This is a genomic window from Acetobacter sp. (genome assembly GCF_047723915.1).
Classification (GTDB): Bacteria; Pseudomonadota; Alphaproteobacteria; order Acetobacterales; family Acetobacteraceae; genus Acetobacter.
Map to the genome: position 1 here is coordinate 92,257 of NZ_JBDOBQ010000003.1, position 20,091 is coordinate 112,347.

At 63.5% G+C, this 20,091-nt stretch carries 22 protein-coding genes; 11 read left to right on the top strand and 11 right to left on the bottom strand.

Annotated elements, in window-relative coordinates; genetic code table 11:
* Positions 1-16: 16 nt before the first annotated feature.
* Positions 17-850 carry an EcsC family protein gene (locus ABF990_RS03435; RefSeq protein WP_415492299.1) on the bottom strand — a complete coding sequence of 278 codons (834 nt, stop codon included), beginning with the start codon at positions 848-850 and terminating at the stop codon, positions 17-19.
* A gap of 246 nt (positions 851-1,096) precedes the next feature.
* On the opposite strand from ABF990_RS03435, the gene ABF990_RS03440 reads away from it, so the two are divergent.
* Together ABF990_RS03440 and ABF990_RS03445 are read left to right on the top strand one after the other, a co-directional pair.
* Positions 1,097-1,813, top strand: a complete 717-nt coding sequence (locus tag ABF990_RS03440) for a hypothetical protein (RefSeq protein WP_415491188.1) — start codon at positions 1,097-1,099, stop codon at positions 1,811-1,813.
* A 113-nt stretch (positions 1,814-1,926) separates the two neighbouring features.
* Positions 1,927-2,262, top strand: a complete 336-nt coding sequence (locus tag ABF990_RS03445) for a TIGR01244 family sulfur transferase (RefSeq protein ID WP_415491187.1) — start codon at positions 1,927-1,929, stop codon at positions 2,260-2,262.
* Positions 2,263-2,366: 104 nt separating this feature from the next.
* Here ABF990_RS03445 and ABF990_RS03450 read toward each other — a convergent pair whose 3' ends face one another.
* Both ABF990_RS03450 and ABF990_RS03455 read right to left on the bottom strand, forming a co-directional pair.
* Positions 2,367-2,801: an EVE domain-containing protein gene (locus ABF990_RS03450; RefSeq protein ID WP_415491186.1), complete on the bottom strand. Its 435-nt coding sequence runs from the start codon at positions 2,799-2,801 to the stop codon at positions 2,367-2,369.
* Between the two features lie 2 nt (positions 2,802-2,803).
* Positions 2,804-3,097, bottom strand: a complete 294-nt coding sequence (locus tag ABF990_RS03455) for a YciI family protein (protein ID WP_415491185.1) — start codon at positions 3,095-3,097, stop codon at positions 2,804-2,806.
* Between ABF990_RS03455 and ABF990_RS03460 the strand changes: the two genes are divergently transcribed.
* Genes ABF990_RS03460 through ccmI form a run of 8 tightly spaced genes read left to right on the top strand, consistent with a single transcriptional unit; the run spans position 3,096 to position 8,556 of the window.
* Positions 3,096-3,287 carry a hypothetical protein gene (locus tag ABF990_RS03460; protein ID WP_415491184.1) on the top strand — a complete coding sequence of 64 codons (192 nt, stop codon included), beginning with the start codon at positions 3,096-3,098 and terminating at the stop codon, positions 3,285-3,287. The genes ABF990_RS03455 and ABF990_RS03460 overlap by 2 nt on opposite strands.
* A complete protein-coding gene (locus ABF990_RS03465) occupies positions 3,284-4,057 on the top strand; it encodes a heme ABC transporter permease (protein ID WP_415491183.1) in 774 nt (257 codons plus the stop codon). The genes ABF990_RS03460 and ABF990_RS03465 overlap by 4 nt, the downstream gene beginning before the upstream one ends.
* Positions 4,054-4,227 carry a hypothetical protein gene (locus ABF990_RS03470; RefSeq protein WP_415491182.1) on the top strand — a complete coding sequence of 58 codons (174 nt, stop codon included), beginning with the start codon at positions 4,054-4,056 and terminating at the stop codon, positions 4,225-4,227. Before ABF990_RS03465 ends, ABF990_RS03470 begins: the two co-directional genes overlap by 4 nt.
* A complete protein-coding gene (gene ccmE / locus ABF990_RS03475; protein ID WP_415491181.1) occupies positions 4,224-4,754 on the top strand; it encodes a cytochrome c maturation protein CcmE in 531 nt (176 codons plus the stop codon). The genes ABF990_RS03470 and ccmE overlap by 4 nt, the downstream gene beginning before the upstream one ends.
* 25 nt (positions 4,755-4,779) lie before the next feature.
* Positions 4,780-6,765: a heme lyase CcmF/NrfE family subunit gene (locus ABF990_RS03480; RefSeq protein ID WP_415491180.1), complete on the top strand. Its 1,986-nt coding sequence runs from the start codon at positions 4,780-4,782 to the stop codon at positions 6,763-6,765.
* On the top strand, positions 6,762-7,334 hold the full coding sequence (locus ABF990_RS03485; protein ID WP_415491179.1) for a redoxin domain-containing protein: 573 nt from the start codon (positions 6,762-6,764) through the stop codon (positions 7,332-7,334). The genes ABF990_RS03480 and ABF990_RS03485 overlap by 4 nt, the downstream gene beginning before the upstream one ends.
* A complete protein-coding gene (locus ABF990_RS03490; protein ID WP_415491178.1) occupies positions 7,331-7,828 on the top strand; it encodes a cytochrome c-type biogenesis protein CcmH in 498 nt (165 codons plus the stop codon). Before ABF990_RS03485 ends, ABF990_RS03490 begins: the two co-directional genes overlap by 4 nt.
* Positions 7,825-8,556 carry a c-type cytochrome biogenesis protein CcmI gene (gene ccmI / locus ABF990_RS03495; RefSeq protein ID WP_415499935.1) on the top strand — a complete coding sequence of 244 codons (732 nt, stop codon included), beginning with the start codon at positions 7,825-7,827 and terminating at the stop codon, positions 8,554-8,556. The genes ABF990_RS03490 and ccmI overlap by 4 nt, the downstream gene beginning before the upstream one ends.
* 342 nt (positions 8,557-8,898) lie before the next feature.
* Here ccmI and ABF990_RS03500 read toward each other — a convergent pair whose 3' ends face one another.
* Together ABF990_RS03500 and ABF990_RS03505 are read right to left on the bottom strand one after the other, a co-directional pair.
* Positions 8,899-9,429 (bottom strand): hypothetical protein, encoded by a 531-nt coding sequence (locus ABF990_RS03500; RefSeq protein WP_415491175.1) that lies wholly within the window; start codon positions 9,427-9,429, stop codon positions 8,899-8,901.
* Positions 9,430-9,493: 64 nt separating this feature from the next.
* The gene (locus ABF990_RS03505; protein ID WP_415491174.1) at positions 9,494-9,862 is read right to left on the bottom strand and encodes a YidB family protein; all 369 of its coding nucleotides are present in this window, start codon (positions 9,860-9,862) and stop codon (positions 9,494-9,496) included.
* A 198-nt stretch (positions 9,863-10,060) separates the two neighbouring features.
* On the opposite strand from ABF990_RS03505, the gene ABF990_RS03510 reads away from it, so the two are divergent.
* Entirely contained in the window at positions 10,061-12,244 is a 2,184-nt protein-coding gene (locus ABF990_RS03510; RefSeq protein WP_415491173.1) for an FUSC family protein, read from the top strand.
* A gap of 328 nt (positions 12,245-12,572) precedes the next feature.
* Here ABF990_RS03510 and ABF990_RS03515 read toward each other — a convergent pair whose 3' ends face one another.
* The 6 genes from ABF990_RS03515 to ABF990_RS03540 form a co-directional block, all read right to left on the bottom strand.
* A complete protein-coding gene (locus ABF990_RS03515) occupies positions 12,573-13,631 on the bottom strand; it encodes an ion channel (RefSeq protein ID WP_415491172.1) in 1,059 nt (352 codons plus the stop codon).
* A gap of 265 nt (positions 13,632-13,896) precedes the next feature.
* Positions 13,897-14,955 (bottom strand): hypothetical protein, encoded by a 1,059-nt coding sequence (locus tag ABF990_RS03520; protein ID WP_415491171.1) that lies wholly within the window; start codon positions 14,953-14,955, stop codon positions 13,897-13,899.
* A complete protein-coding gene (locus tag ABF990_RS03525; protein ID WP_415491170.1) occupies positions 14,952-15,902 on the bottom strand; it encodes an MlaD family protein in 951 nt (316 codons plus the stop codon). The genes ABF990_RS03520 and ABF990_RS03525 overlap by 4 nt, the downstream gene beginning before the upstream one ends.
* Positions 15,902-16,603, bottom strand: a complete 702-nt coding sequence (locus ABF990_RS03530; RefSeq protein ID WP_415491169.1) for an ABC transporter ATP-binding protein — start codon at positions 16,601-16,603, stop codon at positions 15,902-15,904. The genes ABF990_RS03525 and ABF990_RS03530 overlap by 1 nt, the downstream gene beginning before the upstream one ends.
* Positions 16,603-17,535, bottom strand: a complete 933-nt coding sequence (locus ABF990_RS03535; protein WP_415491168.1) for an MlaE family ABC transporter permease — start codon at positions 17,533-17,535, stop codon at positions 16,603-16,605. Before ABF990_RS03535 ends, ABF990_RS03530 begins: the two co-directional genes overlap by 1 nt.
* On the bottom strand, positions 17,532-19,853 hold the full coding sequence (locus ABF990_RS03540; protein ID WP_415491167.1) for an adenylate/guanylate cyclase domain-containing protein: 2,322 nt from the start codon (positions 19,851-19,853) through the stop codon (positions 17,532-17,534). The genes ABF990_RS03535 and ABF990_RS03540 overlap by 4 nt, the downstream gene beginning before the upstream one ends.
* Positions 19,854-20,091: the final 238 nt, after the last annotated feature.

Here is a 20,091-nt window from a genome sequence, read left to right on the forward strand (position 1 = left end):
CCAGGCGTAGCCCTGTTTACAGCAGCGGGTCCCGATCGCGCGTGGCAAGGTTGTCACGCATGGCCATGGCGGTATCGCGCACGACGGGGCCGTGCTCACGCTCCAGCCTGCGAATGGTGAAATGCGCGCGCGCCAAGGCACGATAATGGTTGAAGAACGCCGTATTCAGCGACGCACCGCACAGCGCCCCGGCAACCGGCATAAGCTGGAGCGAGATTTTCTGGCCCAGAGCAAGCCCGTAATGCGACGCAACCTCGGCAATCAGCATGACTATGGGGCGGCCCCGCAGCACCGTCCGGGCCGAGAAATAACCCAGCTCGCTTTCCTCCCCGTTCCGGCGATTGGGGAACGCCTTGAGCGCGAACACTTCCAGACAGGCGCGCCGGGCATCCGGGTCGTCCATGTCCTCGCCTTCTTCACGCGCGATACGGGCGATCTCGCGCATGATGGTCAGCGTGGTAAAGCCGATGTCGGGCGCCAGGCCGGCAAGCCCCGTAAACCCGCCGACAGCGCCCGAAACCGCAACCGCCGCCTGCAGGGCAGGGCCACGCCAGCGGGGTTCTTCCATGACCGTATCGGCCACGCCCCCCATGCCCAGCACGGCCACATCGAACGCACGGGCCACAGCCACTTCCGCCAGGCCGCGTAATTTGTCCTCGAAATTGGGGGCCATCCCCAGGCCACGCAGGCCAAGCCGTGCCGCGTGCCCGACAGCACCGCCCATCAGGTCAGCCAGGCGAATAAGCACACCACGCCCCGATTCCACCTCGGCCAGGGCGTGTTCCAGTTCTCCCAGAGCCTGCCCGCTCAGTACCAGTGGCGTCAGCGCGCCTGCTTGGTTTGTGCTCATGTCTGCTTTCCCTGCACTGCTGTCACCCGGGCATACGGCAACGCCGCCACCCCGATCGGAATTACCAAGGAGCATAACAGGCGCCGCCCCCGAAAGACAGCGCCACGCCCCCTCCCCCCATCCATGCGGCCTCCAGCACGCGGGAACAACATTGTCTCCCCCGCGGGAAGCCCTTACACCACTTAGACTGATGCACCATGGTCAGGAATCTGGCGTGCGTGCCCCTGCTTTCAAGGAGTTGCCTCCATGACTGGTCTTTCTCACCATTCTTTTTCCGGCTCGCGGGTGGCCACAGCGCTGCGCGGCACGCTGGGCAGTCTTTCGCTCATGGCAGCCCTGGCGCTGACGGCGTGCGCGACCCCCGCGCAGGAAACATACCAGGCCGCGCTGGCCGATGCCCGGACCGACCCGACCCTGTGCAGCGCGGAAAGCTTTGGCCCGTCGGGCCGGTATGCCAATCTTGTGGCGCAATCCTGGTTCAGGGCGCATCAGCCCGGCAATGCCGACGGGCAGGATGCCTCCCCACCGGCTCGCGCAGCCGCGCCGCCTGTCACGGTTTCCGGCGTTTCGGCCCTGCCCGATGTCAGCTTTCCGCCGTATTCGCAGCGCGCCTGCCGCATGACGGTACAAAGTGGCACAAACCCGCCCGAAACCGGGTTCCTGACCGTGGCCTATTTCATTCATAACGGCACGGTGGACAGTTCTCTCGCGCGCTGGGATTCAGACGGCGCCGTGTCGCGCTACTACGACGCCCTGAAAGAGAAAATCCGCGCCGGGGTGGATATGAACAACCCCACCCTTCAGGCCTGCATGACGCACTTCCCTGCCCTGCACCCCGACAGCACGGACCCCGTGGTGCAGCAGGCCGCCGTCAGCCTGCGCGCCCTGCTGATCCGCCATTGCCTGGCCGATCATGCCGCATTGCAGAACCTGTATTCGGACATGTATTTCATCCACCGGTGACGTTACCGGGGCCTGCCTGGCGCCGCGCAAGTTGTAGCGGCGGCAAAAGCAGGCTCTCTCCCGCTCCATCCGGCCTGCCTGGCGCAGGCCCCAGCCACAGGACCGCCCAAACCATGACTTTCCATAGCCTCAGCCCCGATTTTGCCGTTTCCGCCCAGATTACGGCCGACGATATCCCCGCCATCCGCGATGCGGGTTTCAAGACCGTGATCTGCAACCGCCCCGATGGTGAAGAACCGGGCCAGCCCACGACCCAGAGCATCGGCGCGGCCGCTCAGGCGGCGGGGCTTTCCTTTATCGCCATACCGGTTGCGGCGGGACATGGCCCGTCATCCGACGCCATTATCGAAACGCAGGAAGCCATCAACACCCTGCCCGGCCCGATTTTTGCCTATTGTCGTTCAGGCAACCGTTCCGCCCAGCTCTGGACCCAGGCAACGCAGGGCTGATCGTCCTGCGGCAAGCCACCCCTATGACCCTGCCCCTCTGGCAGGGTCATAGGGGTTATCACAATACCGTGTTTAAAAACCCTGCCAGAGCCGGCCCCATGGGGTTACGCAGGGTCGGACCATCCGCCCATCTGGCACAAAAGCGCCCATTCCGGGTCTGTCACCGGGCAGACCGACAGGCGTGACTGACGCACCAGCGCCATGTCGGCCAGGGCTGGTGTATCCTTGATTTCAGCCAGCGTTACCGGGCGCGGCATGGGGCCGACAGTCCTGACATCGACACAGACCCACGCCCCCTTCGGCCCGTCGCCGTCGGCGGCACTGGGGTCGGGATAGGCTTCACGCACCACCTCCACCACACCCACGATCGCGCGCTGCACGTTGGAATGATAGAAAAACGCACGGTCCCCCACGGCCATGGCCATCAGGTTTTTTTTCGCCTGATGGTTGCGCACGCCGGTCCAGGGTTCCACGTTATTGGCAACCTGTTCGTCCCAGCTAAAGGCGTCCGGTTCGCTTTTGATCAGCCAGTATGCCATGGCTATTCCACCAGTTGCCCGTCACGGAAAACCGTGCGCAATGGCCGTATGATCACGCTTTCGAACAGGTTGACACCGGCGTAGGGATCGGCTGCGGCAAATCCTTCCGCGCTTTCCATATCCGCCACGTCCAGCAGGATCAGGCTGCCGCATGGCTTGCCCTGTGTATCAAGCTGGGGCCCGGCGAACTGGATGGAGGCTTTCTGGCTTTCCATATAGGCAAGGTGCTGGGCGCGGGTGGCCATGCGCAGGTCCTGCGCACCCGGTCGGTCGGTACAGATAATGGCAAACAGCATGGCGTTTGATACTTCCGCTCTGATGGTTGTCTCGCGCAGGCAGAACGCCCATGAAGACCCGCGTTATGTCAAGACACGTTGCGCGTTATATCAAAGAAGACAAGCACAGTCCCCTTCCCACCGGCGCGTGAATGTGGAATGGAGAACAGCCGAACGGGTCAAACTGGAAACGGAACGGGTCAGCATTTGAACGCCACACCAACCTTTACCGCGCGGGCCGGCGGTTTTCTGCACCGCTACGCCAATCCCGGTCGCTTTCTCAAGCTGGGTGCCCGCCTGCAACCCTGGCTGACCTGGCCCGCCATCGTGCTGACCCTGGCAGGCCTGGGCTGGGGGCTGTTCTTCTCCCCCGCCGACTGGCAGCAGGGAGATTCCGTGCGGATCATGTATATCCATGTGCCTGCCGCAATGCTGGCATCGGGCGGGTATGCGGGGCTTGCGGTCTGCGCCGTACTGTCCCTGGTGTGGCGCCACCCGCTGGCGGATCTTGCCGCGGTCGAGATCGGGCCTGTGGGGGCGTGCATTACAGCACTCTGCCTTGCCACGGGTTCGCTGTGGGGCAAGCCGATGTGGGGTACATGGTGGGTGTGGGATGCAAGGCTGACCTCCGTTCTGGTGCTGTTTTTCCTGTATCTGGGGCATATCGCCCTAATCCGCGCTTTCGATGATCCACAGCGCGGCTACCGCGCGGCGGCCATTCTGGCACTGGCGGGCGCTGTCGATCTGCCCATCATCAAGTTCAGTGTGCAATGGTGGAACACCCTGCACCAGCCCGACAGTATTACCCTGACAGGTGCGCCCACCATGTCCAGTTCCATGCTGTGGCCGCTGGCATTGTCCACGCTGGGTATCTCGCTGGGGTTCGCGGCCATTGTCGTGGCCCGCACGCGTGCCGCCGTCATGGAAAGCCGTATTCGCGCGCTGCTGTCCTCCCCCCGCCGCAAAGGAGGTGCTGCATGACGCACCTGCCCTATATTCTTGCAAGCTACGGGCTGGCCGCCATCATGGCCCTCACGCTTGCGATCGGCGCGGCCCTGCGCCTGCGCCGCGACAAGGCACGCCTTGCCGCCCTGGAACGCACGGACGGCAGAAAAGCCGATGCCGCCGCAACTGCGGGTGCCGCGCCATGACGCGCAAGACCCGGCGGCTGTGGCTTGTCATTGCCTGCGTGGCCTGCCTTGGCACGGCGGCAGGCCTGATCCTGCGCGCCTTTTCATCGGACATCGTGTTTTTTGTCACGCCGTCGCAGGTCGTAGCCTCCCCCCCGCCCAAGGACCGGACAGTCAAGCTGGGCGGCATGGTAGTGGCAGGGTCCGTCAAGCGCGAAAAACGAGGCGAAACACCTGTCTCCACCTTTGACGTCACGGATGGCCAGGCCTCCGTGACTGTGCATTACGAAGGTATTCTGCCCGACCTGTTCCGCGAGGGGCAGAGCGTTGTCGCCATTGGCACCGCAACACCACCGCATGACTTTGCCGCATCGGAAGTGCTGGCAAAGCACGACGAGACCTATATGCCCAAGGAAGTGGCCGAAGCCCTGAAAAAAGCCGGAAAATGGGACCCGCGCTTTGGCCCGCCCCCCAGTGCGACAAGCTGGAACCAGATGACCGTGCAGGACGCCCGCAAGGATATTTCCGCGGCCCCCGCCACCAACTAGACAACGCGGGAGCCTGACCCCTGATATGCTGAGCCCCGAACTCGGACACTACGCCCTTGCCCTGGCCTGCGTGCTGGCAGCCGTGCAAGGTATTCTGCCCCTTGTTGGCGCATACCGGCACAATGCGCGGCTGATGGCGCTGGCCCCCGGCCTTGCCGTGGGGCAGTTGATCGCCCTTGTGTGCGCCTTTGCCTGCCTGATCAACGCTGCCGTGACGGATGACTTCTCAGTCCAGAACGTGGCGGCCAACAGTGCTGTCTCCAAACCGCTGCTGTACAAGATCACGGGGGTATGGGGGAACCATGAAGGCTCCATCCTGCTCTGGGCGCTTATTCTCAGCCTGTGCGGAGCGGCCGTGGCCGCCTTTGGCCGCACCCTGCCCACAGCACTGCGCGCGCGGGTTATTGCTGTGCTGGGACTTGTCGCCACCGGGTTCGAACTGTTCTGCCTGACGACATCAGACCCGTTCGCCCGTGTCTGGCCCGCCCCCATGGACGGGCGCGGCATGAACCCCCTGCTCCAGGACCCCGGACTGGCCTTTCATCCGCCCATTCTCTACACGGGTTATGTCGGGTTCGCGGTCCCGTTCGCATTTGCCATTGCCGCCCTGATCGAAGGCCGGGTGGATGCCGCCTGGGGCCGCTGGGTGCGCCCCTGGGCCGTGGCGGCATGGTGCTTCCTGACCTGCGGCATCGCCATGGGGTCCTGGTGGTCGTATTACGTATTGGGCTGGGGTGGCTACTGGTTCTGGGACCCGGTGGAAAACGCATCCCTCATTCCATGGCTGACAGGCACAGCCCTGATCCATTCCGCCATTGTGGTTGAAAAACGCGAAGCCCTGAAAATCTGGACCGTGCTGCTGGCGATCGGTACATTTTCATTCTCGCTTTCGGGCACGTTTCTCGTGCGTTCGGGCATTCTCAACTCGGTGCATGCCTTCGCCAACGATCCGGCGCGCGGGGTGTTCATTCTCGGCCTGCTCGGTGTGGTGATCGGGGGCTCCCTGGCCCTGTTCGCCTATCGCGCGCCGTCGCTGACGGCAGGCGGGCTGTTCGCCCCCCTCTCGCGCGAGGGAGCGCTGGTGCTGAACAACATCCTGCTGTGTTCGATCTGCGCGGTGGTGCTGACTGGCACCATGTATCCGCCGTTCATGTCCCTGCTGTTCGACCGCACGATTTCGGTCGGCAAGCCGTTTTTCGATGCGACGACCATCCCGCTGGCCCTGCCGCTTTTCATTTTCATGGGGTTTGGCCCCATGCTGCCGTGGAAACGCGCGCAGCTCTGGCCCGTGCTGAGCAAACTCTGGCTGGCCGCCTGTGCCTGCGCCATTGCCGTGCTGGTTGCCTCGGTTCGGCTGTCGGGTGTGCTGCCCGTTCTGTGTGCCGCCGCCGCCGTCTGGATCATTGCGTCCAGCGTGACGGATATCGCCACGCGCACGAAACTGTTCCGCACGTCTTTCGTCACCAGCGTGCAGCGTGCCCGCATGCTGCCCCGCGCCATTATCGGCACCGCCATCGCGCATGCGGGTGTTGGCATTACGGTGCTGGGCCTTGCCGCCATGTCGCAGGCGCAGCACCGCATTGTCGAAGTGCCTATCGGCACGACCGAACATCTGGCTGGCTATGACTGGACCCTGACCGGCGTAACGCAGGAACCGGGACCGAACTACACAGCCATGGCCGCGACACTGGAAATTCGCCGCAACGGTCATCTGGTCACGGTGCTGCATCCGTCCAAACGCAGCTTCAACAGCCAGAACCAGACCACGACGGATGTGGCCATCCACACCAACCTGATGGCCGATCTGTACGGTGTGCTGGGCGACAGGCATGGCCCGGACAGCAACCCCACCTACGTGCTGCGACTGCATTACAACCCGCTGGCCCCCTGGATGTGGCTTGGCGCGCTGGTCATGGCCTTTGGCGGTGCGCTATCCCTGTCCGACAGGCGTGTGCGGGTGGGGGCACCTGCGCGCGCGCGTTCTTCCACCGCAACGGCAGGTGTATCATGACCACACCAGACACCACCACACGCCGCCGCCTGCTTATGGCGCTACCCCTCGCCGGGGCCGGGGCCGTAGGGGTCGCGTTCTGGAAAATGCTTTCGGGCATGGAACAGGGCTCGTTCAACCCGCATGACATCCATGCCCCGGTTCTCAACCGCCCGGTGCCCGATTTCACGGCGCCAGATCTCGCACCCGGCAAGGGCTTTGGCACAGCGGACCTGCGCAGCCTGACACAGCCGGTCGTGCTGAATTTCTTTGCATCGTGGTGCATTCCCTGCCTTGCGGAAATGCCGACCCTCCTGACCCTGAAGGAACAGGTTCCGCTCTGGGGCATTGCCTACAAGGACAAGCCGGACGACGCGGGCGCGTTCCTGCGCCATTCCGGCAACCCGTTCAGCAGGCTGGGTCTGGACCAGGATGGCCGTGTAGGGATCGAATGGGGAATTTCGGGCGTGCCGGAAACATTCCTGATCGGGCCGGGCGGGGTGATCCGCTGGCATAGCGCCGCCCCCCTGGGCGAAGACACGATCCGCGACACGCTTATGCCCCTTATCCGGACATTGAAAACACCATGACATGGCGCCGCCTTGCCTGCGTGCTGGCCCTCGGCTTTTCCCTCGTGGTGGCTCCGGGCCTGAGCCTTGCGGTCGATGACCCGTCGGAAATGCTGCCCGACCCCAAGGCCGAAGCCCGGGCCGAAGCCATAGGCGCGCAACTGCGCTGCCTTGTCTGCCAGAACGAATCCATTGAGGACAGCAGTGCCGGGCTTGCCCGCGACCTGCGCCGGGTCGTGCGCGAACATGTGGCCAAGGGCGAAGACAACCAGCAGATCATGGACTGGATGGTCAGCCGGTACGGCAACTTCATCCGCCTGCGTCCCGCCTTTTCCTTTGGCACGATGCTGTTATGGAGCATGCCGGTGCTGGCCCTGCTGCTGGGGTGTGGCGCAGCCGTGCTGTTCTACCGCCGCCGCGCGACATTGCCCCCACCCCCGCCTCTGACACCGGAGGAAGAAGCCCGGCTGGCGGGGCTGACACAGCCCCCGGCACAAAAGGGAGAGAACGCATGATCTGGCTTTCCATCGCGCTGCTCAGCCTGATCGCGCTCACCCCCGCCGCGTTGGGGCTGAGGCGCCGCGGGTCCGTGATCAGGGATGAGCGTAGTGCTGCACTGCTGCTGCATGGCGCGCAACTGGCCGAAGTGGACCGCGACCTGGCCATAGGCCTGATCGCACCCGAGGAACACGGCGTGGCCAAGCTGGAAATCCAGCGGCGTATTCTGGCGGCGGATACACACACGCCAGACCGACGTGCCGCCACAACGGCCCGCTGGGGCTGGGTCATGCTGGGGCTGATCCCTTTCCTTGCCGTTGGCCTGTACCTGACCAACGGCATGCCCATGATGCCCGCGCAGCCGCTGGGGCCACGCCTGGTCGCACGTCACATGCAGGACCAGAAGGATGATATGGTTGTCGCGCAGCTTAAGCAGGCTCTGGCCAGCCTGCCCGCGACAGACCCCAATCTGCGGCAGGGATACCTGCTGCTTGGCCAGGCGGAAGCCGGGCGCGAACACTACGCAGCGGCGGCGGATGCCTGGAGCCATGCCCTGGCGCTGGGTTTCGAGCCCGAACTGGCGGCCCGCACGGCCGAAGCCCTGACCCGCGTGGACCAGCACGTAACCCCGCAGGCGCTGGAGCTGTTCCGCAAGGCGCTGGACGCGGCACCCAAGGACGCCCCGTGGCGTGACGCGGCCCAGGCCCGCGTGGCGCAGGGCGAACACGACCTGGCCAACCCGTAAGAGTGCCAGACCCTCTGTCTGACAGCCCTGTGCCTGCGGCAACCCCGTAGGCCCACAGGGCTTCCGGCACGGGACTTTTGCGCACTATGGACAGGCCAGTCGCCAGAGCTTGCGGCGCGCTGCCAAATTTACCTGGAAAAACCCCGACGGCCCCACCGCATCGGGCACGGAGCGGGCCGGATACGCCCGCTGGCAATCCGCGCGGCACATGACCGGCCCTGCGCCTGTTGTTCTGGCCGCGTGGTTATTCGGCCTGTGGTTATTCGGCCTGTGGTTATTCGGCCTGTGGTTATTCGGGCTGTAGTCATTCGGGGCATGGACAGGCCGGAGCGGACTGGCGGATCAGAACCCGCCGCCCTCACGCACGGTGGCCGGCCGTGCCCATAGCTGTGTCACCGGACGCCGCTGCGGCGGACGCGGCTGGCAGGAAATGAAATACAGCCCGACCACGAACACGATATTGGAAAACGCGTTGAACCACACCGCCAGGCTGAACGCAGCCGGTGCCGTCATGGCCTGATAGACCACATAAAGCGTGAACGGGATGGAGAGTATACGCACCCCCAGCAGCATGTGCCGCAGCGGATTGGCCATGCCAACCTTGACCAACATGCGCAGCCGCCCCAGCCCGAAAAAGAAGCTGACACACAAGGCCCAGATCAGGACATTGAAAATCATGTTGCCGAAGTCGTTCATGCCGGTCACGACAAAAACGGCAATGATCGATACTGCCGACAGCAGCACCGAGCCGAGCTGGCAGCTCATGCCCAGTTCAAACGCGGGAAAGCGTTCGGGCAGTCTGTCAGCCAGAGGCTGACAGACCTCATCCAGAACCCATGCGTCCGCGCGCGTAATACGTTCACCCAGAGTCATGAACTTAGTGTAACGCAATCGCGCGCGTTATGCACGACCGCAGCACAGGACGGCGCTCAGCTTTTCAGGCGCTTTTTCCCTGCGCGTCGGGCAGCACGCCATCGGGCGTCTTTTCATTGACGGCGGTCGGCAGGAAATGGGCCAGTGCCGTCAGCACGCTGTCCGCGGGCAGGCCTGTACGCTCGACAAGATCATGCACGGCACCGCTGCCAAGAATATTATGGATTTCGTCAGGGGTTACGGGCAGGTTCCCGCTCTGGCTGATCCATGACCGCACCTTGTCGCCCAGACCGGCCTGGTCCGCCCGGTCCAGCAGGGCCTGCACGTTCTGGGGCTGCAACCAGGACTGAACCTGCTGCTGGATGGCGTTTTGCGCGTCCACACCCAGCACGCTGCCCACCTTACCCAGGATATTCTGAAAAAATTCGGACATTTCTGCTTTCCTTCGTTACCATAGGCTCAAATTCGCCGGTCCGATCGCAGTGCCTGCCGCCCTTGCAGGCCGCCGCGTTCTCCTTACCGGCGATAGCTGATATGCAAATGAACCTACAAGGAAAAACTGGGAAAACACGCTACGCTTCCCAGTCTTGGCCATGCCATTCTCCCACCAGCCGCAAACAAAGTAGCGCCCGTGTCCAGTCTTTCATTTTCCCTGCTCTCCCGGCTTGGTTCCCTGCGTGATTTTTATCCGTTGCGGCGGCCAGGAAGCCCAGGAAAACAGCGTCTGGCATGGCTTCTGGCCCCTACACCCGCCGCTGTCGGCTTTGCCCTGTGCACCACGACCGCGGCGCTGATCTCTCTTGTCATCGCGCTCTGGATGGAACTGGACGACCCGCAATGGGCCGCCATGACGGTCTGGATCGTGGCGCAGGGGTCACGCGGGGAGAGTCTTTCCAAGGCGCGCTGGCGTCTGGTCGGCACGGGTGTGGGCGTTGTCATGTCCATTACGCTGATTTCGGCCTTCAACCAGCATGCGTGGCTCTTTTTCCCCGCTCTTGCCCTGTGGCTGGGGGGGTGCTGCGGACTGGCGACACTGGTGCGCAACTTCCGCTCCTACGCCCTTGTGCTGGCGGGTTACACCACGGCCATTATCGCCATTGCCGCCATTCCCGACCCCGAAAACGTGTTCATGACCGCCATGTCGCGCGCGACCTACATCGTGCTGGGCATTGTGTGCGAAAGCACCGTGGCCGGTCTGTTCGCCCATAATCTGGCACAGACCGCACGCAGGAACATCCGCGACAAGCTGCGCACGGCGCTGGGCAATGTTTCAAGCTCCGTGGCCAGCCTGCTCTCGGGCGATCGCGAGGCCATGATCCGTTCACGGGCCATGTTCGGGCCCATTCTCTCGATCAATGACCAGATCGAATTTTCCGAAATCGAAATGGGTCCGCACGGGCATGAAGGCGACCACGCGCGGGCAGCACTTGCGGCGGTCTCGGTCCTGCTGTCGCGCGGGCTGGGCATGGCCGTGCGCCTGCAATACGTCCAGACCGACCAGCCCGCCTTCCGTGAAACGGCGGCCCGTGTCAGCGAATTCCTGACCTCCGTGCCACAACGGCTTGATTCGGATGACGCCGTGCAGGCCCTGCTGCGCGACCTGCAACTGCTGCGGGCCGAATGCCACCAGCAGATCGTGGATGCGCTGACGCGCGAAGTCGACACAGCCTTTGGCCCGCATGAGCATAATACCGGCCTTTCCGCCCTGCTGGACGGGCGTATCCTGCATAACGCGCTTGACGAACTTCTGGGCGAGCTTGAACAGGGTATTCGCGAATACGATGCCAGCCAGCATTTTGTCAGGGGCGATCATTTCCATTTCCGCCTGCAATCACATGTGGACAAGCGCGAAGCCCTGTATAACGGCGTGCGCGCGACCGTGGCCATTGCCTCCGCCGGGCTGGTGTGGGAATGCACGGCATGGCCTGCGGGACTGGGGTTCATAACCTTTGTGGCCGTCGTATGCGGCCTGTTCGCCACGCGCGAAAACCCGGTTGTGGCGACAAGCCAGTTCATGGTGGGCAGTCTCTGGGCGGCTGTGGTTTCGTTCTTCCTGGTCTTTGTGGTGCTGCCCACCCAGGAAAACTACGAAATGCTGGTGGCAACCCTGGCCCTGCCCATGTTCGCGGGCGGGCTTGCGGCCCGCAATGCCGGCACGGCCCTGCATTCGGCCGCCTATACGCTGCTGCTGCCCAACTTCGTGCATCCCCTCAACCAGGGCCGGGTCAGCGAGGTCGCGTGGTTCAACTCCACTTTCGCCATTCTGGCCGGGGTGTTTTTCGCGGTGCTGATTTTCCGCGCCGTGCTGCCGTTCAACAGCGGGGCGGAGCGCTGGCGCATGCGCAGGACCATGCTGCGCGACCTGCGCACCCTGGCCTCGGCCGAGCCCATTCCCATGACGCGAGACTGGATCGGCCGCAATACGGACCGGTTCTCGCGCCTGATCCGCCATGCCGGTCCCACGCCGTCGCCCACAATCGAGGGCTGCCTGCAAGGCACGCTGGCAGCCATGACGATCGGGCTTAACATCATCCGCCTGCGCACGCTGCTCAAACGGGACCAGATCCCGCCCGCCGCCCGCCGCGCGATCGAAATCGTCATGCTGCGCATGAGCAATTTTACCGGAAAATACGGCCACACCGCCCATGCCGCCCGCGTGGCCACAGCCGCCCTGCGCCGGATGGAACGGGTGGAACCCAATATTACCACCCGTATCGAACTGACCCGCGCCATCGCCTACCTGATCGTGGTCTCGCACGAGCTTGACGCCAATGCCGTGTTCCTGGACGCTTCCAAACCTTACAGGGTCGACTGACACAACACCGCCCCGCCTGCACTCGGGGCGCGATACGGCCTTGGTCATCAGGGGGACGGGTTCACCGGCAATAGGCGGATCACCCCGGATCATGCCTGCACCTGAAACTATTTTTTGCACTCGCCAAGCACGGTGGCCTGATCAGCAAAACCGTATTCGCCCTGCCCGCAGGCATGAATACGAACGATGCATGGGGCACCACTTTGAGCAAGACCGCCTGAAGCGGGCAGGTGCCGTTGCCAGCACAGGAATCCGGCCCTATGCACAGGCGTGCAAGCGGGCTGACAGGCGTTGAAAAACGCACAGACCCGCTGTGGTGGCGTTGGCCCTAATGCTCTTCCACGTCGTGGAAACGGCTGTAATCCACCGCAATCCGGCCATCGGGCCGACTGTGGACGATATCCACAAAGCGATGGTTATGATGCACCCGGTCAAAACGATAGGCCGTTCGTGCAAAAACAGTCTGGCCCAGTGCCTCATCCGTGCCGGTGACGGTAATGATGATTTCGGCCGACTGGGCTTCAAGCTCTGTTACGGTCTTGCCGTGCAGGGGACTGTCCGGCCCGATGACATGGGCCAGCACAAAAGCGAAACGCAGCACCGGCACATGGGACTGAACCAGAAGAAGCTGATCGAACTGGCGCACCAGATGCCCGCTGTCGCTCATGACCAGGCGCGAAAGGGCAACCTCGATATCGACCGATAGAATAACGCTGATCCGCTGGTTGGCGATCCGCACGCACAGGGCCGGAATACCGCCTTCGCTGCTGATAACCGCCTTGTCGCTGAACATGACCCGCGCGCGGGGCCGGGCAAACCGGGCGAAGATCACCCCCGTTACAAGGGCTGTGACCATCATGCCCAGAAAAACCTCGACCGAGACCACGGTATTGGCATAAGGCCCCACAGGGGTCATGCCGCCATACCCGACGGTGGACAGGGTCTGGACACTGAAGAAAAACAGCGACAGCAGTGTGTGCGGCCCCAGATTGGAAATCTGGTCGGAGGCCACGGAATACAGCAGCGCGAAAAACAGATTGACCAGCAGGTAGGAAATAACGGCGATCACCATAAAGGTGGGCCAGCTTGCCGTCAGCGCGTGGTGGTAAAGGTCCGTCCACACACTGTCTTTTACACCCACCCTGATAATGTCGCTGTGGGTTTTCTCGTTCGCCAGCATGTGGTCGCGAAAACGCCGCCGGATGTCATGCGCGGAAAGATGAAACCCCTTTCCGCTGGCGTGATCGTGGGCCGCCTTGTGCTGCTTGCCGTGCTTGTGCACCGGGTCCTCCACGCCGGGATGGACCTGATCCGCCGCACCCTGCGCATCCTGATGTTCCGATGCGTGACGCTGTCTTTTCCTGTAGCGATGCAGAATTCGCTTCATGGCCAATGCTCCGTGCATCGGCTTGCAAAAAGCCAATGCTGTAAGCGAGCCTGTTGCATATTGGCCGAACTCTGTGCTCGCCTAATTCTGCATGGAACCCCTGCGCCAGAGCGGAATACCTGGCACGCACACCCAGAACGCCCGGTTATGCTCGCCGCATGCACCGCCTTCCCGTGGGCCTACGCGCCATCACAACCCCGCGCGCCCAGCACCAGAGGTACGGAGGAAAAGCCGTGCCCCATGCGCCGCCCGATTACGGCTGCCCTTATGGCGTGGTGTTATCCGTATCAAAGGGACGGAGTGCGATGTCCCCCGCCTTGCGCGCCCAGATGGCGGCATCATCCTGTGCGACATCCGCGCCCGACGCCCCGGCGGTGGATGTGCCCACGGACGGAACGGCCAGAACCGCCGGATGAACCACAGCCGAAGAAGGCACAGCAGGCAGTATAGCCGCAGATGTCTTGTTCTGGGCTGCGGCACTTTGGGCGGCCCGCGCCCACAATGCTCTTGCACCGGGCTGGTCGCCGCTGGCTCTGGCCAGTTCGGCCGCCAGCGCCAGCACACGGGACATATCGCGGTACACGCCATTGTCCTGCAACAAAGCTGCCGCGTGTTCGGCCAGGGACCGTGCCCGCGCGGGATCTGACCCGCGCAGGCTGCGTGCCTGAATTTCGTCCAGGGCGGCCTGCTGTATCTGCTGCTGCGGCATCGAGAGCGTTTTGCGCCCGCCCCCACCCTGCCCCAACAGGTAGGCTTCGGCCTGTCTCAGCCCTGCGGCGTCACCCCGATGGTCTGCCGCAAGGCCGAGCACAAGGGCCGCACGCATACCCGCTGCCCTGTCACCCGCCGTCAGGACACGAGCCGCCAGTTCCTGCGCCTGCGCGTACTGCCCCAGCCGGTAGCGGGCTGCCGCTTCCACAAGGTCCAGAAACGGCATGGGTGTCGTCTGGCGCAGCGCCACGGCCTGCCGGGTGGCTGTTATGGTGTTCAGGGCCTGTGCTGGCTGGTTGGCGGCCAGTTGCGACACCGCCAGATCGTACCCCGCTTCGGCAATATCGGGCGCGCTGTCACGCACCAGCGCCAGATCGGCTGCCTTGCGGTACTGCGTTGCCGCCACGCTATAACGCCCAAGTGCAAAGGAATCTTCCCCCGCGGTCATGAACTGGTCCCATGTCGCGTCATCCTGGGCAGTGGTTTTTTCCGCACCCCCCCCACAGGCCGCCAGCAGCAATGGCAGGGCAAGAACCGCCCCACGCAACAGGCCGGGCCGGTACAGCCCCGACCGCGCCGGACGTACGGCCAGTTTGCCGATACGCCGCGTCATGGCCGCACCTGCTCGGGTGCGAGGCGTTTATGCCGCGTAACCGTCTGCCCGCCCAGCAGCCACATGCCCCGCAGCTGGTCGGTCAGTTTTTCCAGCCCGTACAGCGTGGTCTGCGCCTGTGCCAGCAGGGCCGGCAGATCGGCGGTGCCTGCTTCCACATTGGCCGCGATCCCGTTCAGGTGCGGTGTGGCACCTTTCAGGTCGTTCGTGGCGGATTTCAGGTTGCCTACGGTCGCATCCGTTTTCTTCATGACACCCGAAATCTGCTGCTCGATGGGTTTAAGACGGCTGATCACGTCATCGAGCGAGGCCATGACCGCCTCCGAACGCTTGATAAGCTGGTCGTTGGTCATAAGCTGGCCCACCGTGCCCTTGCCCGCATGCATGTCGGTTATGGTGGAATCAAGCTGGGCCATCATGTGGCGTGCACTGGCCAGGGCAGGCATGATCTCGGCCTGGATGCTGTTGAGCGTCGCGGTGATCTGGTCTGCCGGATTGGGTGCGGGAGAGGCCGAAATAACCGCGTAGGTCCAGTCCATGGGCTCGCCCGAACCCCGGCTGAGATCGAGGTAGGACGCACCGGTCACGATCAACTGCTTGCGGATCAGGGCCGTACTGTCACGCCGGATGAACGGCTTGGCCTGCGGGTCCAGATCGACATTGGCATACATGTTGCCCGACGGGTTGAGCTTGATGGCGCGGATGGTGCCGGCATGCGCCCCCATAAGCTGGACATCGCCCCCCACGGTCAAACCGCCCACACCCGAGGCTGGCAGGACCACCTGCAGGCGGGCCGGAGGTGTCAGCCAGTCCCGCAGGACACCGGCCTCCACCACCGAACCCACGAAAATGGCGATGCTGAGGAGAACAAGAAACCCCACCCATTCATCCGCGTAGCGCAGGAAGATAAGTGGCTTGACCTTCTGTCTTAAGCGGAGCTGAAACATTAGCCCATCCGTACTGCTGCTAGACCGTCATCGGCAAGCCGCCAGCTTGCCGTAATACCCTGGCGGTAACGCTGCCAGACAGCATTGCCGCGTACCAGCCAGATCACACCCGCCCCCCTGTCCCGCGCCTCGGTAATCGCACCCAGGAACGGGTTGGCAAGCTCCTGCGGGCCACCGTCTAGCGGGTCTTCCAGCAAAAGCAGGTGGGGCCGCCCCAGAAACGCCCGCACACAGGCCGCGCGGCACAGATCGCTCTCGGACAGCAGGGCCGGGCTGAGCGTGGGCAGGCCCGGCAGGCCGAACCATTCCGCAAGGCGCGCCGCCTCCTGCAACAGGTCGTCCTGCGGGCGGGTGGTGTGGTGCAACTGCTGGAGCATGATCGCGATATGGGTCGGCACGAACTCGGGCCAGCTTGCCCTGCGTGTAATCCGCCCGATCCGCCCGCGCAGGGCGTTCAGGGCACGATCCTTCATCTGGGTCCAGTCCAGGCCCATGAACGTGACATTGCCGCCGTCAAGCGGAACAAGACCACTGCAGATATCCGCGAACATGGTGGCCCGGGCGGCATCGCGCACCTCCACCACCACGCAGTCTCCGGGCATCAGCTTCATGCTGAAGGGCACGGGCGGGAGGCCGCTTTCCTCGAAGGAGGGAATGGCCCTGTTCAGTTCCAGAAGGGGGCCGGATGTATAGGTTTCCATTACAGTTCCAGACTGAACAGAACGCTGACCACCATGACGATCAGCATCCCGCGTGAGAACCCGCGTGGCAGCAGGGACCGCAGCGTGTCGGTATTGGTGGCGGTCAGCCCTGTCAGGCAGCCGCCCAGCCCGACGACAAAACCCACCGTAATGAACTTGAGCGGAATGATCACGTAATCGGCCCCGGACATGGCTGTCACCACGTCATCGAAAAAAGTCCAGACGGGGTTGGTGATAACGCCGCTGATACGGCTCATGACATAGCCGGTCACAAGGGCTGCGAACGAGAACAGGATACCCAGCGTAAAACCCGCCACGGTAAAGGCCAGCGTGCGCGGCATGACAAGCAGCAGGAACGGGTCCACCCCCACCGCCTGCATGGAGCGGATTTCCCCGCCTATGGTCAGCAGCCCCAGCTCGGTCGTGGACAGCATGCCGTTGCGGCCCAGCAGCAGCACTCCCACCAGAATGGGCGCGATTTCACGCACCACCACATTGATCAGGATCGAGCCGGTCATGGTGGCGAGCCCGGTCAGGCCCAGCCAGTAGATAACCTGCGATACGGCGGCCAGCCCCGTCAGCACCCCGGCGAACAGCGTGGCCACCACACCGCCACGGATAATGCTGTTCATGGTGCTGACAAATTCGTACCGCACCGTCCGCCGCCATGTATGGGCACGAAAGCTCTCGTATATCACGCCCCAGGACGCACCCAGCATGATCAGCATGAAACGGGCCTGCCTGCGGACCAGCCGCCCGATCCACGCCAGTTTGCGCCGCCCCCATTCCAGCGCCGATGCGCGACGCCCCTGCGGGTGGGCCACAAGCGGGTCATGCGCCTCGGGCAGAAGCCCGTGATCCCCGCCGGCGGCATCAGCTCCGGGGTCGGTTCCGGGATCGGTTCCGGGGGCTGGCGGCAAAGACTCGCTCATCGGCGTGCCGCCAGGGTGTAGGCCCGCCCCAGCCCCAGATTGGGTGCAAAGAAAGCCCCCCGGCTGCGGAACAGGTAACGGTCACGCAGGGCGGCATAAACCCGTTCCGTCACCTGGATTACCCCGGGGTCTGACGCGCCTTCGGCCATGAGTTCAGCCAGCGAGACGGTCTGCCCCCACAGGTTGAAAACCTTGGGGCTCTGCCCCACCGCGCCACCGAACGCCGTGCCGTAATCGATTCCCATCGTAAAGACAGGTTCAAGATCGGCTGCGGCCAGTGCCGCCATGAACGTCTCGCGCATTCTCAGCGCCGCATCGGCCAGGCGGGTCAACGCCCCCGGATCGGGGGCCGTGGTGCAGCCTGCCATGCAGATCATGCGATGGCCCGCGACCTCCACCGCGAAAAGCCGTTCCTCCGTCGCGATCGCCTGCACATCCATCGCCAACTGGTTGATGAGGGTGATAAGCGCCGTCACCTCCTGTTCGCCTTCCACCACGGGGTCGGAGAAGGTGATGACCAGCACCGCCACGGATGAATAGATACTTGCACCCTGAATGTTCTCAAGCTCGGGCCCGTGCATCAGCATGTTGTCGGTCAGCACCGGGGCCAGCGCGGGCGGCACGGCCTGATCGGGCAGCCGGGCTACGGGGGCCTGCTCGGTATGCTGTTCCAGGGCGCGCTGGGCCATGAAACGCGTACCCGCGATATTGGTCGTCAGATCCATGAAATATTGCAGGTGCGGCAGCAGGGTCGGGTCTTCAAGGGCGATCATGCCCAGAACCCCCTGCGAACCGGACACGGGAAAAACCGCGAGCGTGCGCGTACCGATCTCACGCATGACAAGCCGTTCGAAAGACGCCGTGCGTTCATCGGCGGCGGCGGTGTTCACCGTAAAGGGCGCACCCTCGCCTATGGCGGCAAAAAACCTGTTCAGTTCCGCGCCGCCCATTTCAAAACCGCCGGTATGGATATCCTGCGCGAGATCGTAGGATTCCTCGCAGACCATGGCCGCCCCGTCATGCAGGAAGCGCCACAGGCTGACACGCCGGGCCTGGGCGACCCGCGCAAGCTGCGTTGTCAGCACCAGCGGCTCCACCGAGGGGTCGAACAGTTGCGGGGCAATGGCTACCTGCCGGACAGCCGCACTTTCATGCGTGATCTGGAGCTGCTGCGCCGCCATCTGGCGCGTTACGCGCTCGGTCCTGCGCACCTGCCTGATGAACAGCCCCCCCAGCAGCAGCGAAAAGACGATAATGATCCCCATGAACAGAAGGCTCTGGCGGCTGCTCTGGTGGCCAAAGCTCGCGAAATCCTTCTCGGGCACGGCAATAAGCAGTATCCACCCTTCGGAATAGCGCGGCAGGGCAGACGCCATGGTAATGTAGTGCCTGCCCCCGGTCGTGACATTATGCGGCCCAAAGCCCCGCACGCGGTAATGATCGTAACCAAGGGAGAAAACGGGCTCGTCCTTGGGGTTGATCACCATCCTGTCGGGGTTCCAGCCCGCCGCCTTTGCCTGTTGCGACAGATTCCGCCCTGCCATGATCCGGCCCTTGCCATCCACGATCATGGCGCTGCCGGAATTGCCGATCTGGATTTTTTCGAGATAGGCGCTGAGTTCGTTCAGCGAAATATTGGCCGCGAACACCAGTGTATGACCGTCGCCGCCCTTGAAGCGGACGGAACTGGTCATGACGAACTGCCCGTCTGACGGGAACAGAAACGGCTGGGTCCATTTTATGCTGCTGGTTCCTGCCGTGTCGGTGAACCATGGGCGGGTGCGGGGGTCGTAGCCCTTGGCGTCCTCATCCCATACCTTTACCCGGGTGTCGTGCTCGTCATACAGCTCATGGTGAAAGACACGCGCCGTCCCTGTGCCCGACAGCCGTATACGGTCCAGAATCCCTTTGTCCGGGCTGCGCGTGACAAGCAGGAAATCGCCCTGCTCAGTCGCCAGGTAAAAGGACTGAAGCTGCGGCGCTTCACGCAGCACCGTGCTGGCATAGGCATAGAATACCCTGTCCTGCACCTGAACCGGAGCATGTGCGATCATGCCACTGGCGACCTGGTTGCCGGTTACGGCGGGCATGATGTAATCGGCCACTTCCTGGCCGATGTTACGCTGTACCGCGTCGAGCAGGTTGTCCGTCAGTTGCGAAACACCCGCCTGCGTTGTCCGGTAGGACGTGTAGCCAACCCACGCAATGGCCACCACAGCCAGCAGGGTCAGGCAGAAAGGCAGCATCAGGTGCAGCAGAACCCGCCGCACGGATGTCTCGTTCCGGATTGTGGGGTCAACGATCTCTTCAGAAGCCACGCAATGAGTCCCAGTGGTTGCTGGTCATATCCCACCCGGGCCTGCACGAACGCGGACAGTCCCGAACATGGACCCCACCTGCCGAACAGGAGATGTCTCTGCCCCTAACCTGCCCATAACAACCCGTATTGTCCACCCTTGCGACCGGGAGCCTGCCCACCGGCCCGGCTATGGTCCCCGCTATGGCCCCGCTGCGGCCAGGCCGCGCCGCTGGTAATCGCCAGCCTATGATTAACCG

Coding starts and splice junctions, on each gene's coding strand:
- ccmI (WP_415499935.1), top strand. CDS start 7,825: ATGATCTGGCTTTCCATCGCGCTGCTCAGCCTGATCGCGCTCACCCCC.
- ABF990_RS03455 (WP_415491185.1), bottom strand. CDS start 3,097: ATGCTGTTTGCCATTATCTGTACCGACCGACCGGGTGCGCAGGACCTG.
- ABF990_RS03535 (WP_415491168.1), bottom strand. CDS start 17,535: ATGAGCGAGTCTTTGCCGCCAGCCCCCGGAACCGATCCCGGAACCGAC.
- ABF990_RS03470 (WP_415491182.1), top strand. CDS start 4,054: ATGACGCACCTGCCCTATATTCTTGCAAGCTACGGGCTGGCCGCCATC.
- ABF990_RS03520 (WP_415491171.1), bottom strand. CDS start 14,955: ATGACGCGGCGTATCGGCAAACTGGCCGTACGTCCGGCGCGGTCGGGG.
- ABF990_RS03440 (WP_415491188.1), top strand. CDS start 1,097: ATGACTGGTCTTTCTCACCATTCTTTTTCCGGCTCGCGGGTGGCCACA.
- ccmE (WP_415491181.1), top strand. CDS start 4,224: ATGACGCGCAAGACCCGGCGGCTGTGGCTTGTCATTGCCTGCGTGGCC.
- ABF990_RS03460 (WP_415491184.1), top strand. CDS start 3,096: ATGGCGTTTGATACTTCCGCTCTGATGGTTGTCTCGCGCAGGCAGAAC.
- ABF990_RS03500 (WP_415491175.1), bottom strand. CDS start 9,429: ATGACTCTGGGTGAACGTATTACGCGCGCGGACGCATGGGTTCTGGAT.
- ABF990_RS03445 (WP_415491187.1), top strand. CDS start 1,927: ATGACTTTCCATAGCCTCAGCCCCGATTTTGCCGTTTCCGCCCAGATT.
- ABF990_RS03450 (WP_415491186.1), bottom strand. CDS start 2,801: ATGGCATACTGGCTGATCAAAAGCGAACCGGACGCCTTTAGCTGGGAC.
- ABF990_RS03505 (WP_415491174.1), bottom strand. CDS start 9,862: ATGTCCGAATTTTTTCAGAATATCCTGGGTAAGGTGGGCAGCGTGCTG.
- ABF990_RS03515 (WP_415491172.1), bottom strand. CDS start 13,631: ATGAAGCGAATTCTGCATCGCTACAGGAAAAGACAGCGTCACGCATCG.
- ABF990_RS03530 (WP_415491169.1), bottom strand. CDS start 16,603: ATGGAAACCTATACATCCGGCCCCCTTCTGGAACTGAACAGGGCCATT.
- ABF990_RS03490 (WP_415491178.1), top strand. CDS start 7,331: ATGACATGGCGCCGCCTTGCCTGCGTGCTGGCCCTCGGCTTTTCCCTC.
- ABF990_RS03525 (WP_415491170.1), bottom strand. CDS start 15,902: ATGTTTCAGCTCCGCTTAAGACAGAAGGTCAAGCCACTTATCTTCCTG.
- ABF990_RS03435 (WP_415492299.1), bottom strand. CDS start 850: ATGAGCACAAACCAAGCAGGCGCGCTGACGCCACTGGTACTGAGCGGG.
- ABF990_RS03480 (WP_415491180.1), top strand. CDS start 4,780: ATGCTGAGCCCCGAACTCGGACACTACGCCCTTGCCCTGGCCTGCGTG.
- ABF990_RS03485 (WP_415491179.1), top strand. CDS start 6,762: ATGACCACACCAGACACCACCACACGCCGCCGCCTGCTTATGGCGCTA.